This window comes from Acidovorax sp. FG48, assembly GCF_057809085.1.
Map to the genome: position 1 here is coordinate 30,974 of NZ_JBMDJH010000024.1, position 12,711 is coordinate 43,684.

10 protein-coding genes are annotated in these 12,711 nt (G+C 68.1%); 4 read left to right on the forward strand and 6 right to left on the reverse strand.

From position 1 onward, the window contains the following. Positions 1 to 60 precede the first annotated feature (60 nt). The gene (locus ACODSU_RS22535) at positions 61 to 981 is read left to right on the forward strand and encodes a 2-hydroxyacid dehydrogenase (protein WP_488844948.1); all 921 of its coding nucleotides are present in this window, start codon (positions 61 to 63) and stop codon (positions 979 to 981) included. A gap of 42 nt (positions 982 to 1,023) precedes the next feature. Further along, positions 1,024 to 1,482: a DUF3592 domain-containing protein gene (locus ACODSU_RS22540; RefSeq protein WP_488844950.1), complete on the forward strand. Its 459-nt coding sequence runs from the start codon at positions 1,024 to 1,026 to the stop codon at positions 1,480 to 1,482. Positions 1,483 to 1,515: 33 nt separating this feature from the next. Here ACODSU_RS22540 and ACODSU_RS22545 read toward each other — a convergent pair whose 3' ends face one another. The 3 genes from ACODSU_RS22545 to ACODSU_RS22555 all read right to left on the reverse strand — a co-directional run bounded on the left by ACODSU_RS22545 (position 1,516) and on the right by ACODSU_RS22555 (position 4,472). Then, on the reverse strand, positions 1,516 to 2,544 hold the full coding sequence (locus ACODSU_RS22545) for a Bug family tripartite tricarboxylate transporter substrate binding protein (protein WP_488844951.1): 1,029 nt from the start codon (positions 2,542 to 2,544) through the stop codon (positions 1,516 to 1,518). Positions 2,545 to 2,619: 75 nt separating this feature from the next. Beyond that, on the reverse strand, positions 2,620 to 3,477 hold the full coding sequence (locus ACODSU_RS22550) for a beta-keto acid cleavage family enzyme (protein WP_488844953.1): 858 nt from the start codon (positions 3,475 to 3,477) through the stop codon (positions 2,620 to 2,622). After that, complete coding sequence (locus tag ACODSU_RS22555) at positions 3,474 to 4,472, reverse strand: 3-hydroxyacyl-CoA dehydrogenase family protein (protein ID WP_488844955.1); 999 nt, start codon at positions 4,470 to 4,472, stop codon at positions 3,474 to 3,476. The genes ACODSU_RS22550 and ACODSU_RS22555 overlap by 4 nt, the downstream gene beginning before the upstream one ends. 110 nt (positions 4,473 to 4,582) lie before the next feature. Here ACODSU_RS22555 and ACODSU_RS22560 point away from each other — a divergent pair, with 110 nt between their 5' ends. Both ACODSU_RS22560 and ACODSU_RS22565 read left to right on the forward strand, forming a co-directional pair. Beyond that, positions 4,583 to 5,500, forward strand: coding sequence for a LysR substrate-binding domain-containing protein (locus tag ACODSU_RS22560; RefSeq protein WP_488844957.1), 918 nt, complete (start codon positions 4,583 to 4,585; stop codon positions 5,498 to 5,500). Positions 5,501 to 5,598: 98 nt separating this feature from the next. Beyond that, positions 5,599 to 6,507 carry a hydroxymethylglutaryl-CoA lyase gene (locus tag ACODSU_RS22565; protein ID WP_488844959.1) on the forward strand — a complete coding sequence of 303 codons (909 nt, stop codon included), beginning with the start codon at positions 5,599 to 5,601 and terminating at the stop codon, positions 6,505 to 6,507. A 30-nt stretch (positions 6,508 to 6,537) separates the two neighbouring features. Here ACODSU_RS22565 and ACODSU_RS22570 read toward each other — a convergent pair whose 3' ends face one another. The 3 genes from ACODSU_RS22570 to ACODSU_RS22580 are packed head-to-tail and all read right to left on the reverse strand — an operon-like array spanning position 6,538 to position 12,557. Continuing rightward, complete coding sequence (locus tag ACODSU_RS22570; RefSeq protein WP_488844960.1) at positions 6,538 to 8,010, reverse strand: efflux transporter outer membrane subunit; 1,473 nt, start codon at positions 8,008 to 8,010, stop codon at positions 6,538 to 6,540. After that, the gene (locus tag ACODSU_RS22575; RefSeq protein WP_116748022.1) at positions 8,007 to 11,195 is read right to left on the reverse strand and encodes an efflux RND transporter permease subunit; all 3,189 of its coding nucleotides are present in this window, start codon (positions 11,193 to 11,195) and stop codon (positions 8,007 to 8,009) included. Before ACODSU_RS22575 ends, ACODSU_RS22570 begins: the two co-directional genes overlap by 4 nt. An 18-nt stretch (positions 11,196 to 11,213) precedes the next feature. Further along, positions 11,214 to 12,557 (reverse strand): efflux RND transporter periplasmic adaptor subunit, encoded by a 1,344-nt coding sequence (locus ACODSU_RS22580; RefSeq protein WP_343733679.1) that lies wholly within the window; start codon positions 12,555 to 12,557, stop codon positions 11,214 to 11,216. Positions 12,558 to 12,711 lie beyond the last annotated feature (154 nt).

Here is a 12,711-nt window from a genome sequence, read left to right on the forward strand (position 1 = left end):
TGTCCCGAGTCGTCTGCAGGTGACAGCGCAGGGGGCTCAATGCGGCTACGCTTGGGGCCCATGAAAATCACCTTTTGCTGTACCGACACCAAGGCCGAACCCTGGCTGCAGGGCCTGGCCGCCGCGCTTCCAGGCGCTGAGATTTCTGTTTGGCAACCCGGCGCCCCGCAGGCCGACTACGCCGTGGTGTGGGCGCCGCCCCAGCAGTTCATGGACGAGCAGCCGGGCCTCAAGGCCCTGTTCAACATTGGCGCGGGGGTGGATGCCCTGCTCAAGCTGCGCTTGCCTCCCAAGGCCCTGGTGGTGCGCCTGGACGACGCAGGCATGGCGGTGCAGATGGCCGAGTACGTGTGCCACGCGGTCATCCGCCACTTCCGCGAGTTTGACGGCTATGAGGCCGACACCCAGGCGGGCCGCTGGGGCTACCGCAAGCCGCGCCTGCGCAGCGACTACCCCATCGGCGTGATGGGCCTGGGCGTGCTGGGCGAGCGGGTTGCCAAGGCGCTGGCGCAGTTTGAATTTCCGATCAATGGCTGGAGCCGCAGCCCCAAGGCCATCGACGGCGTGCGCGGCTTTGCGGGCGCAGATCAATTCAATGATTTTCTGGCCGCGAGCCGCGTGCTGGTTAACCTGCTGCCCCTCACGCCCGATACGGCCAACGTAATCAACAAGGACACGCTGGGCCGCCTGTTGCCCGGCGCTTATGTGATCAATGTGGCGCGCGGCGCGCACCTGGTGGACGAAGACCTGCTGGCCGCCATTGACAGCGGCCATGTGGCAGGCGCCACACTCGATGTGTTCCGCACCGAGCCGTTGCCCGCAGGCCATGCGTTCTGGACGCACCCGTGCATCACCGTCACGCCCCACACCTCGGCGCGCACGCTGCGCGACGAGAGCATTGCCCAGATCGCACGCAAGATGGTGGCGCTGGCGCACGGCGAGACGGTGGCGGGCATCGTGAACCCCGCGCGAGGCTACTGAGGCCGACGGTCCACGCGCTCGCCAGCGTAGAGAATGGCGGGCATGAGCTCCTCCACCTTCCGCCGCTTCTTTGGTCTTTTGGGCTGGATCCTGCTGGTGCCCAGCGCCTTGACCGCGCTGGGTGCGGCGTGGTTATTGGCCTCTGGCATGAACATGCTGGGCGACACACACACCGCCAAGGGCCGGGTGGTGGCGCATGAAGAAATCATGACGGGCGCGGCCCACCGCCGGGGGCTTGCCAAGAAAAGCATTGTGGAGTTTGCGGCGGGCGATGGGCGGAGATTCCGGTTCACAGACTCGGTCGCACGCCAGCAGCAGGCCATCCACGAGGTGGGTGAGACCGTCTCAGTGCGCTACTCCGCCCAAGACCCGTCGCAGGCCGAGATCAGCAGCTCCACCGCCGTGAAGATCGTGGCCGGTACGGTGATGCTGCTGTCCAGTGCCATTGGCATGGCGCTGGGCTGGCTGTTGCTGCGCTTGCGACCCAGGTCTGTCGCATAGCCCTCTGTGCGCGGGCACAGAGGGTGTGCCTTTTCAATCCACCGTCACGCCGGCATCGCGCACCAGCTTGCCCAGTCGCTGCGCGTCGGCCTTGATGAGCGCCCCGAAATCTGCCGCCGTGCCCCCCACCGCAGGCGTGCCAATGGCTTCCCATTTGGCGCGGAAGGCGGGTTCCTTGAAAATCGCATTCACCGTGGCGTTGAGCTTGTCGACGGTGGCTTGCGGGGTGCCGGCTCGCACCGCAATGCCATGCCAGCCGGTGATCTGGTAGCCCGCAATGCCAGCCTCCGCCATGGTGGGCACATTGGGCAGCACCTTGGCCCGTTCGCTGGAGGTGACGGCCAGCGGAATGAGTTTGCCCGCCTGGATGTGGGGCAGGGAGCTACCGACGATGTCGAACATCACGTTCACCTGTCCGCCGATCAGGTCGTTGAGCGCGGGGCCAGCGCCACGGTAGGGGATGTGCCCCATCTTCACGCCCGCTGTGGTGTTGAACAGCTCGCCCGCCAGGTGCTGCGGTGTGCCGTTGCCGGCCGACGCGTAGCTCAGCACCGGCTTGCCGGCCTTGGCCATGGCCAGGAACTCGGCCAGTGTCTTGACGCCCAGGGAGGGATGCACCTCCAGCACCAGCGGGAATGCCGACAGCTGGATCACCGGCACCAGATCGGACAGCGGGTTGAACGGCATGCTGGCGTACAGCGAGGGGTTGACCGCCATCGGGCCGCTGGCGGCCAGCAGCAGCGTGTGGCCGTCCGCTGGCGCCTGCTTGGCCACCTCGGCGCTGCCAGTGTTGCCACCGGCGCCACCCTTGTTGTCAACCACCACAGGTACACCCAGGCGGCTTTGGAGCTCGGGTTGCAGCATGCGGGCCATCAGGTCGGTGGGGCCGCCGGGCGGGTAGGGCACCACAAAGCGGATGGTCTTGCTGGGGAACGCGGTAGCGGCCGACTGTGCGGCGGCCTGCCCTGCAAGGCCCAAGGCCAGGGGGACGGCCAGGGCTGCGTGCAGCACGGTGCGGCGGGTGGTGCGGGCCGTGGATGAGGAAATGGGGCGGTGGTGCATGTCTGTCTCCTGTGGGGATGGATAAGGCCCGTCTGCTGCGGGTTGATGTCGATGGAGGAAGTGAACGGGGGGCTGTCAGGGCGCGCCAAAGCGCTGCCGGATGTCGGCGGCGGTGGCCAGCGGGCGGCCCAGCGCATTGGCGGCGTCTACGGCCTGGCGCACCAGTGCGGCGTTGTCGGGCGCAACGCTGCCGTCCTTGCACAGCAGGTTGTTTTCAAACCCCACGCGGGCGTGGCCGCCAAACACGGCGGCTGCGGCCACGCAGGAGTTCTCTGCCGCCCCGAAGGCGCACACGGCCCAGGGCTCGTTGCCGTCATGGGCGTTCAGAAAAGGCAGCAGGTCGCGCGGGCTGGAGGTCTGGCCCGCGCTGTAGCGGCCCAGCACAAACAGCAGGAACCAAGGCGCATCCGGCACCACGCCACTGGCGCGCAGTGCCTGCCAGCGGCGCAGGTCGGCCACGTCATACAGGATGACCTGCACCATGGTGCGGCGCTGGGCGAGGCCAGTGAAGAAGCGCTGCAGTCCGGCTTCGCCGATCTCGGGCTTGTCCACTTCGCGCAGGCCGATGGACACGGCCTCGGGTTGCAGGGCCTCCACCATGGCGATCTGCGCGGGGGCCTGGTACACGCCTGCGGCTTCGCTGGTGATCTGTATGACCATCGCGTCGCCCACGGCCTGGCGCACCACGCGCTGCGCCTCGCGGTAGCCCTCCACATCGAGGCTGTGGCGGCCTTGCGCGTCGCGTATGTGCATGTGCAGCATGGCCGCTCCCGCGTCCAGGCAGGCCTTGGCCGTGGTGGCCAGCGTGGCCGGTGTGATGGGCACGGCGGAGTGGTCGGCAGGCTGCTTGTAGGCGCCGTTGGGCGCCACGGTCACGATCAGCGGGTCAACCCACTGGCTGGCAATGGTGGGTGATGCGGGCGATGCACTCATGCGCGGGCTCCGGTGGTCGATGGGGTGTCCGTCGGTGAGGTGGCGGTGGGGGGCTCGATGGTGGGCAGCTCGCTCGCCAGCAGGGCCAGGCCCTGGCGCAGCAGCGTGTCGTAGCGCGCGCGTTCGGCCTGCTTGCGGTCTTCGGGCCAGTCGAAAAAGCCCTTGCCGGTCTTCATGCCCAGCTGACCCTGCGCCACCTTGTCGCGCAGGGCCTGGGCGGGTACGTCGGTGTTCGACAGCGTGGGGTACATGGTGGCTGCGGCGGCGGTGTGCACCTCAATGCCCGCATGGTCGCGCTGCAGCACAGGGCCTGCCGCCAGAAAGCGGAAGCCGAAGCCAAAGCGCACGGCGGCGTCCACGTCTTCGGGCGAGGCAATGCCTTCGTCGATGAGTGCAAAGGCCTCGCGCGAGAGCGCGTGCTGCATGCGGTTGGCCAGAAAGCCGGGCTTGTCCTTCTTGACCAGCACCGGCACGCTGCCGCAGCCGCGCATGAAGGCGTGCAGCCAGGTGCCCAGTGCCGGGTCGCTGCGCTCGCCCAGCACCACCTCCACCAGCGGCACCAGGTGGGCGGGCATGAAGAAGTGCAGGCCCAGCATGCGCTGCGCCGTGGTCAGTCCCTGGGCGATGGCACTGATGGGAAAGCCCGAGCTGTTGCTGGCCAGCACGGCGTTGGGGGGGGCGACGGTTTCCAGCTCGGCAAACAGCTTTTGTTTGGCTGCCAGTTGCTCGGTGATGCATTCCACCACCAGCACCACGCCGCTCCAGTCCACGTCCTGCAGGCTGGCGCACACCTGCACCGGGCCGGCGTGGGCGGCCTGGCCGGCAGCGGCCAGCTCCTGCGCAATGTGGGGCAGCAAGTGGTCGCGGCGGGCGGCGTGGGGGTCCACCACCGTGACCTGCGCGCCGCCCCGGGCCAGGACCACGGCCACATCGGCCCCCATGGTGCCTCCGCCTACCACCACGGTGCGCGCGCTGCGCGGCGAACTGTTCTCCATCGTGTCTCCTTGTGGCTCTCAATCTGCTCAAGCGGTGTGCTTGCGTTGAATTCAGTCTAGGGGGCTCGCATTGCGCGGTCCAGACGTCTTTTTCGATAGACTGATCGGCTATGAAGATCAATTGGTCTGCCCGCGAGGTGGATGTGTTCCTGTCGTTGGCCGAGACGCTGAGCTTTCGGCGCACGGCCTTGCAGATGCACCTGTCGCAGTCGGCGGTGTCGGGCACGGTGGCGCGGCTGGAGGAGATGCTGGATGTGCGCCTGTTCGAGCGCACCACGCGCACCGTGCAGCTCACGCTGGCGGGCGAGGTGTTTGCCGAGCAGGCGCGGTTTCTGCGCCACCAGATGGAGGAGACCGTGCGCCGCGTGCAGGAGGTGGCGCAGCTGCAGGTGGGGCGCATTGCGCTGGCGGCGCTGCCGTCGCTGGCAGCCGGTGCCGTGCCCCGCGCGTTTGCCCGGTTCGCCACACAGCACCCGGGCGTGCAGATGGAGCTGATCGACAGCCTGGCGGGCCCGGCGTTTGACATGGTGCGTGCCGGGCGCGTGGACTTTGCCCTCACCGCGGCCAACCCCGCCTATGCGGACCTGGACTACACCCCGCTGGTGTCCGACCGGTTTGTGCTGCTGATGCAGCGCACGCACGCCCTGGCCCGTGGGCGGGGTGCCATCGCCTGGGCCGACGTGGCCGAGCTGCACCACATCTCCATGCCCGCGGGCACCAGCGTGCGGCAGTACGCGCAAGAGGCCCTGCTGACGCACCGCATCCGCTTTGAACCCCGCTACGAGGTGGAGCACTTGGCCACCATTGCGGCCATGGTGGCAGCGGGGCTTGGTGTGAGCGCGCTGCCCGAGCTGGCCGCCCAGGTGGTGCGCCGGCCCGAGGTGGTCACACGCCCGCTCAAGGCGCCCGTGCTGCACCGGCCCATCGGGCTGATCACGCTCAGGGGGCGGCCGCTGTCGCTGGCGGCGCAGGCCATGGTGGCCCTGCTGCGGCAAGAGGTGGCGGGTGATGGCACCCGTACTGGCTGATGGCGCGTCCGGCGAATGGTCTGGCACGATATGGGGTGGCCCTGTGGAGGCGGTGGCGAGACAATGGCGGCATTCCTTGATCCACCCTTGGTAGCCCCATGAGCATTCCCTCCCGCGTCCACCTCATCGACGTTGGCCCCCGCGACGGCCTGCAGAACGAAAAAACTCCGGTGCCCGCCGCCGTCAAGATCGAGCTGGTGCACCGCCTGCAGCAGGCGGGCCTGAAAGAGATCGAAGTCACCAGCTACGTCAGTCCCAAGTGGGTGCCGCAGATGGCCGACAACCATGAGGTGATGGCCGGTATCACCCGCCAGAGCGGTGTCGCGTATTCGGTGCTCACGCCCAACCTCAAGGGCTTTGAGGCTGCCGTGCTGGACAAACCCGACGAGATCGTTGTCTTCGGCTCCGCCAGCGAGGCCTTCAGCCAGCGCAACATCAACTGCAGCATTGCCGAGAGCATTGAGCGCTTTGCCCCGGTGGTAGAGGCCGCGTTGGCCGCAGGCATCCGCGTGCGCGGCGCCATGAGCTGCACCGTGGGCTGTCCGTACGAAGGCGATATTGCCCCCGAACGCGTGGCGTACCTGGCGGGCCTGCTCAAGGGCATTGGGGTGCAGCGCGTGGATGTGGCCGACACCATTGGCGTGGGCACACCGCGGAAGGTGCAGAAAGCCCTGGAGGCCACGCTGCAGCACTTTGGCATCGATGAAGTCTCGGGACACTTCCACGACACCTACGGCCAAGCGCTGTCCAACACGCTGGCCGCGCTGGAGCTGGGTGTGTGGAACTTCCAGTCGTCCGTGGCAGGGCTGGGCGGCTGCCCTTATGCCAAGGGAGCGACGGGCAATGTGGCCACTGAGGACGTGGTCTACATGCTTCAGGGCATGGGCATCGAGACCGGCATCGACCTGGACCTTCTCATCGATGCAGGCGCCTACATCAGCGGTTTTCTGGATCGCAAGCCCAACTCACGCGCGGCCAACGCCTTGTTGACCAAGCGCGCGGGCTGACCCCGCTGGTCCAACGCCACCCGGCCGCCGTCAACCGGCGTCCGGGGTGCCGCCCAGCACCTTCCACAGCGTCACGCGGTTGACCTGCTCGGCCTGGCGCAGGCCGATGAGGGTCTGCTGAGCCGCATACAGGCTGCGCTGCGCATCCAGCACCGTGAGGTAGTTGTCCACCCCGGCCTTGAACCGCGCCTCCGACAGGTCGAACGCCTTCTGGGTGGAGGCCACCAGCCGCATCTGCGCGGCGATGCGCTCGTCCCATTGCGCGCGGTCGGCCAGCACATCGGCGGTCTCGCGGAACGCGGTCTGCACGGCCTTCTCGTACTGGGCCACCGCGATGCGCTGGTTGGCTTCGGCCACCTGCACGTTGGCGCGGTTGCGGCCGGCGTCGAAGATGGGCAGGCGAACCAGCGGCACAAAGCTCCAGGTGCCGCTGCCCGCGCCAAACAGGCCGTCCAGCTCGCGGCTGCCGGTGCCTACGTTGGCCGTGAGGCTGATGGTGGGGAACAGGGCCGCCCGCGCAGCGCCGATGTTCGCCTCGGCGGCGCGCAGGGCGGCTTCGGCAGCCTGTATGTCGGGCCGGGCGAGCAGCACGCTGGAGGCCAGCGGCACCGGCACGGGCTGCAAGGCCGCCGGGGCCCGCGCGTCGGCACGCAGCGTGCTGGCGGTGGGCCAGAGGGCCGCAGGCACCGGGCCGCCCACCAGCAGTTGCAGGGCGTTGCGGTCGCGCTCCACCTGGGCCAGGTAGGTCGCGACATCGCCGCGTGCAGCGTCTACCGTGGTCTGTGCCTGGGCCAGCACCAGCCCCGATGTGGAGCCGATGGCGTGGATGCGTTCGGTCAGCGCATAGGCCTTCTCGCGGCTGGCCAGGGTGTCGCGCGCCAGTTGCAGCCGGGCCTCATCGGCGGCCAGGGTGAGCCAGGCGTTGGCCACATCGGCAATCAGGCCGGTCTGGATGTTGCGCTGGTTCTGCTGGCTCTGCAGAAATTGCTGCAGCGCCGCCTCGTTCAGGTTGCGCACGCGGCCCCAGAAGTCGATCTCGTAGCTGGCAAACCCCAGTTGGGCTGTGTACTGCGTAGCCACTTGTGCGGGGGCGGTGGCGCTGCTCATGCCGGCGGCGGTGCGGGCGCGGCTGGCTTGCGCCTGCGCGGTCACGCTGGGCAACAGGTCCGCCCGGGTGATGCCGTACTGGGCGCGCGCCCGCTCGATGGCCTCGATGGCCACCCGCAGGTCGCGGTTGTTGGACAGCGCCAGGGCAATGACATCGCGCAGCGGTTGGGCCTGCACCCAGCCCAGCGCAGCCGCCGCTTGCACGCTGGCGTCGCTGGCCACAGCGGGCTGTCCGCTGGTCGTACCCACGGTGTCAGGCACCGGCAGGGCAGGGGTCTGGTGAGTAGGGGCCAGGTTGCAGCCTGCGAGCAGTGTGGCAGCGGCCAAGGCCACCGTCATGGCGGCAAGGGTGGTGGGCCGACGCTCGCGGCCTGGCGACAAGGGGGGGCGCGTCATACTGCGCTCTCCTGTGTGGGGTGCGGTGGGGTGGTGGCTGCGGGTGGCGGGGCGTTGTCCTCGCTGCGCGACCGGCTCTTGAACCAGCGGCGGATGAGCAGGAAGAACACCGGCACCAGGAAGATGCCCAGCACGGTGGACGCCAGCATGCCGCCCAGCACGGCGGTGCCGATGGCCACCCGCCCGCCGGCACCCGCGCCGGTGCCGATGGCCAGCGGGATCACCCCGAACCCAAAGGCCAGCGACGTCATCAGGATGGGCCGCAGCCGCAGGCGCACCGCGGCGACGATGGCGTCAAACAGGTTCTTGCCTTGTTCTTGCAGCTGCACCGCAAACTCGACGATCAGGATCGCGTTTTTGGACGCCAGCCCCACGGTGGTCAGCAGCCCCACCTGAAAGTACACGTCGTTGGTCAGGCCCCGGGTGTAAGTGGCCGCGAGCGCGCCCACCACACCCAGCGGCACGGCCAGGATCACCGACAGCGGCACGGTCCAGCTCTCGTACAGGGCGGCCAGGCACAGGAACACGAACAGGATCGAGATCGCGTACAGCATGGGGGCCTGGGCCCCTGACTGCCGCTCTTGCAGCGAAGCGCCCGTCCACTCGTAACCGATGCCCGGGGGCAGCGTGCGCAGGATGTCTTCCACGATCTTCATGGCGGCGCCCGAGCTCACGCCTGGTGCCGCGCGGCCTTCCAGCTCGTAGGCCGGGTTGCCGTTGTAGCGCAGCAGCTGCGGCGAGCCGTAGGCCCAGTAGCTGGTCGAGAACGCGCCAAACGGCACCATCTCGCCCTTGCTGTTGCGCACGCTCCAGCGGGCCACGTCTTGCGGCAGCATGCGCGCTGGCGCGTCGCCCTGGATGTACACGCGCTTGACCCGTTCGTTGTTCAGAAAGTCGTTCACGTAGGTGCCGCCAATGGCGCTGGAGAGCACGCTGTTGATGTCGTTGTACGACAGCCCCAGCGCAGCGGCCTTGCGGTCATCGATCTCCAGGCGCAGTTCGCTGGCATCCTCCAGATTGGTCATGCGCAGGTTGGTCAGCTCGGGCCGTTTGCGTGCTTCGGTCAGGAAGGTGTTGGTGGCGGCCAGCAGCGCCTGGTGGCCCAGGCCGTTCATGTCCTTGATCACGAAGTTGAAGCCCGAGCTGGAGCCCAGGCCCCGCACGGCGGGGGGCATGACGACCAGCACCCGCGCATCACGGATGGATGCGAGGTCGCGCGTGGCCTTGTAGGCGATCTGCGCGGCGGCCTGGTTGGGCAGCGTGCGGTCCTCCCAAGGCTTGAGGCGCACAAAACCGCGTGCCGAGGCTTGGTCGCCGTTGATGCCCGAGACCTGGTAGAAGCTCAGCACATCAGGCTGCTGCGCAAAGTAGTCCCGCACCTGGTCCAGCACGCTTTGCAGCCGCGCATCGGCGGCGCCCGAGGGCAGGTTCACGTTCACATACAGAAAGCCCTGGTCTTCGTCGGGCAGGAAGGAGGTGGGCAGGCGCGCCATGAGCAGCCACACCACGCCACAAACGGCCAGAAAGATCAGCGCCATGCGCTTGGTGCGGCGCAGGGTGTAGGCCACCGTGCCCTGGTAGCGTGCCGCAGTGGCGTCGAAGTGGTGGTTGAACCAGCGGAAGAACCGGTCGTTCAGGCCCAGCAGCCCGCGCCGAATGGGCCGGTCATGCCCGGCCGATGCGGCTGCGGGCTTGAGCAGTGTGGCGCACAGCGCCGGGGTGAGGGTCAGCGCCACGAACACCGACAGCGCCATGGCCGCCACGATGGTGATCGAGAACTGCCGGTAGATCACGCCCGTGGAGCCGCCAAAGAACGCCATCGGCACAAACACCGCCGACAGCGTGACCCCGATACCCACCAGAGCGGGCGTGATCTCGCGCATGGACTGGCGGGTGGCCTCTTTGGCCGATTGGCCGGTCTCGTGCATCACCCGCTCGACGTTTTCAACCACCACGATCGCATCGTCCACCAGCAGGCCGATGGCCAGCACCATGGCAAACATGGTCAGCGTGTTGATCGAATACCCCGCCAGTGACAGCACCCCAAAGGTGCCCAGCAGCACCACCGGCACCGCAATGGCAGGGATCAGCGTGGCGCGGAAGTTCTGCAAAAACACGAACATCACGATCACCACCAGGATCATGGCCTCGCCCAGCGCGCTGACCACTTCCTTGATGGAGGCGCGCACGAAGGGCGTGGAGTCCGAGCTGACGAAGTAGTCGATCTGATTGGGGAAGTAGGGCTTGAGCTCGGCCAGCTTGGCAGCAATGGCGTCGGCCACCTGCATGGCATTGGCGCCGTCGGCCAGCACGATACCCATGCCTGCGCCGGGCATGCCGTTGAGCTTGGCCTTCACGGTCAGGTTCTCGGCGCCCAGCTCCACGCGGGCCACATCCTTGATGGTCACCACCGAGCCATCGAGCGCCGACTTGAGCACGATGGCCTCGAACTGTTCCACCGTCTTGAGCTTGGTGCGGGCGGTGATGGTGGCGTTGAGCTGCTGGTCGGACACCGCTGGCAGGGCGCCCAGCTGGCCGGCGGACACCTGGGCGTTCTGGGCGTTGAGCGCGTTGACCAGGTCCGACGGCATCAGCGCGTACTTCTCCATCTTGGCCGGGTCCATCCAGATGCGCATGGCGTAGTTGGTGCCGAACACCGTCACGTCACCCACACCGTCGATGCGGCCGATCACATCCACCAGGCTGCTGGTCAGAAAGTCGCCGATGTCCACGGCGCTCATCGAAGGGTCTTTGGAGAAGAAGCTGTAGGTGACCAAGAAGTCCTGCCCGCCCTTGTTCACGAACACGCCCCGGCTCTTGACGGCGTCGGGCAGGCGGTTGGTGGCGGCCTGCAGCTTGTTCTGCACCTGCACCTGCGCCACGTCGATGTTGGTGCCGGGCGCGAACGTGAGGGTGGTGCGCGAGCGGCCCGAGGCATCCGAGGTCGAGCTCATGTAGAGCATATTGTCGATGCCCTTGAGCTGCTGCTCGATGATCTGCGTGACCGAGTTCTCGACCGTCTCGGCCGAGGCGCCGGTGTATTGCGAGCCGATGGTCACGCGCGGCGGAGCGATGTCGGGGTACTGCTCCAGTGGCAGCGTGACGATGGACAGCGCGCCGCCCAGCATGATGATGATGGCGATGACCCACGCAAAGATGGGCCGGTTGATGAAGAACTGAGCCATGTGCTGCGTCCTTCGTGCTCAGCGGGAGGCTGCCGGAGCGGGACTGGACGCGGGTGCCGACGCGGGCGCGGCACCTGCGGCGGCGGGTGCGTCAGCGCCAGGGGCGCCCTTGCGGCCCTTGGCGGGGGCCTTCGGGTCCACCTCTACCGCGCGCACCTTGTCGCCGGGTTTGACGCGTTGGAAACCCTCGACCACCACGCGCTCGCCCGCAGCCAGCCCGCCTTGAAGTAGCCACTGGTTGCCCACAGCACGGTCGATGCTGATCGGGCGCTTTTCCACCACATCACCGTCCTTGACCACCAGCACGCTGGGCTTGCCGGTGAGGTCGCGGGTCACGGCCTGCTGGGGCACCAGCAGGGCTTCGGGCGCGAGGCCGGTGGGCAGCAGCGCCTGCACATACATGCCGGGCATCAGCGTGCCTTTGGGGTTGGGCACCACGGCGCGCAGGGTGACGGTGCCGGTGGTGGCGTTCACGATCACGCCCGCAAACTGCAGTTGGCCGCGCTGCGCGTACTCGGTGCCGTCGTCCAGGCGGATGCGCACGGGGATCTTGTCGCCCTCGACCTTCTGGAAGCGGCCTGCGTCCCAGTCCCGCTGCAACTGCATCAGCTCGGTGGTGGACTGGGTGAAGTCCACGTACATGGGGTCGAGCTGGACGATGGAGGTCAGCGCGTCGGCCTGGTTGGCTGTGACCAGCGCCCCCGGCGTGACGTTGGACAGGCTGATGCGTCCGCTGATCGGGGCCTCGATGCGGCTGTACTTGAGGTTGATGCGCGCCGTGGCCAGGTTGGCCTGGGCCACGGCCACGTCGGAGCGCGACTGGGCGGCGGCGGCCTGGCTTTCTTCAAACGCCTGCTGGCTGATGGCGTCGATCTTCACCAGCTCGGCATTGCGCTTGGCCGTGGCCTCCTGGGTGCGCGCGGTGGCCTCGGCCTTGGCCAGGGCGGCCTGCGCGCTGGCTTCGGTGGCGCGCAGCGAGGCGTCGTCGATCTGGTACAGCGGCTGGCCCTGGCGCACCAGCGCGCCTTCGGTGAACAGACGCTTTTGCAGGATGCCCGACACCTGGGGTCGAACCTCGGCCGTGAGCGAGGCGCGGGTACGACCCGGCAGCGCGGCTTCGAGCTGCTGGCTTTGCTGCTTGAGCGTGACCACGCCCACTTCAGGGGCGGCCTTGGCCGGCGCGGGGGCCTCGTTGGGTTTGCTGCAGCCGGCCAGGATGCCTGCGATCAGCAGCAGCCCCAGCAACGCTCCCCGGGATGGCAAGGCCCCCAGGGCGGGGCGGGCAGCGCGGCCTGACACGGGATCGGCAGGGGACGGCGCAGACAGGCTCGGGCACAGCAGGGACAACGCGGCATCGTTCATGGGCGTGGGGCTTGAGGCGTGGGGGTGGAAAGTTCGGCGCATTGTGGGGGGCGCACATTTCCTGTTTGTAAAGTGGCCTGATTTGGCCCGGGTGCCGGAGCGCAGCGCAGGGACATGCGGGGCAGGGCGCCAGGCAGGCCCTGGCGCGCGGCAA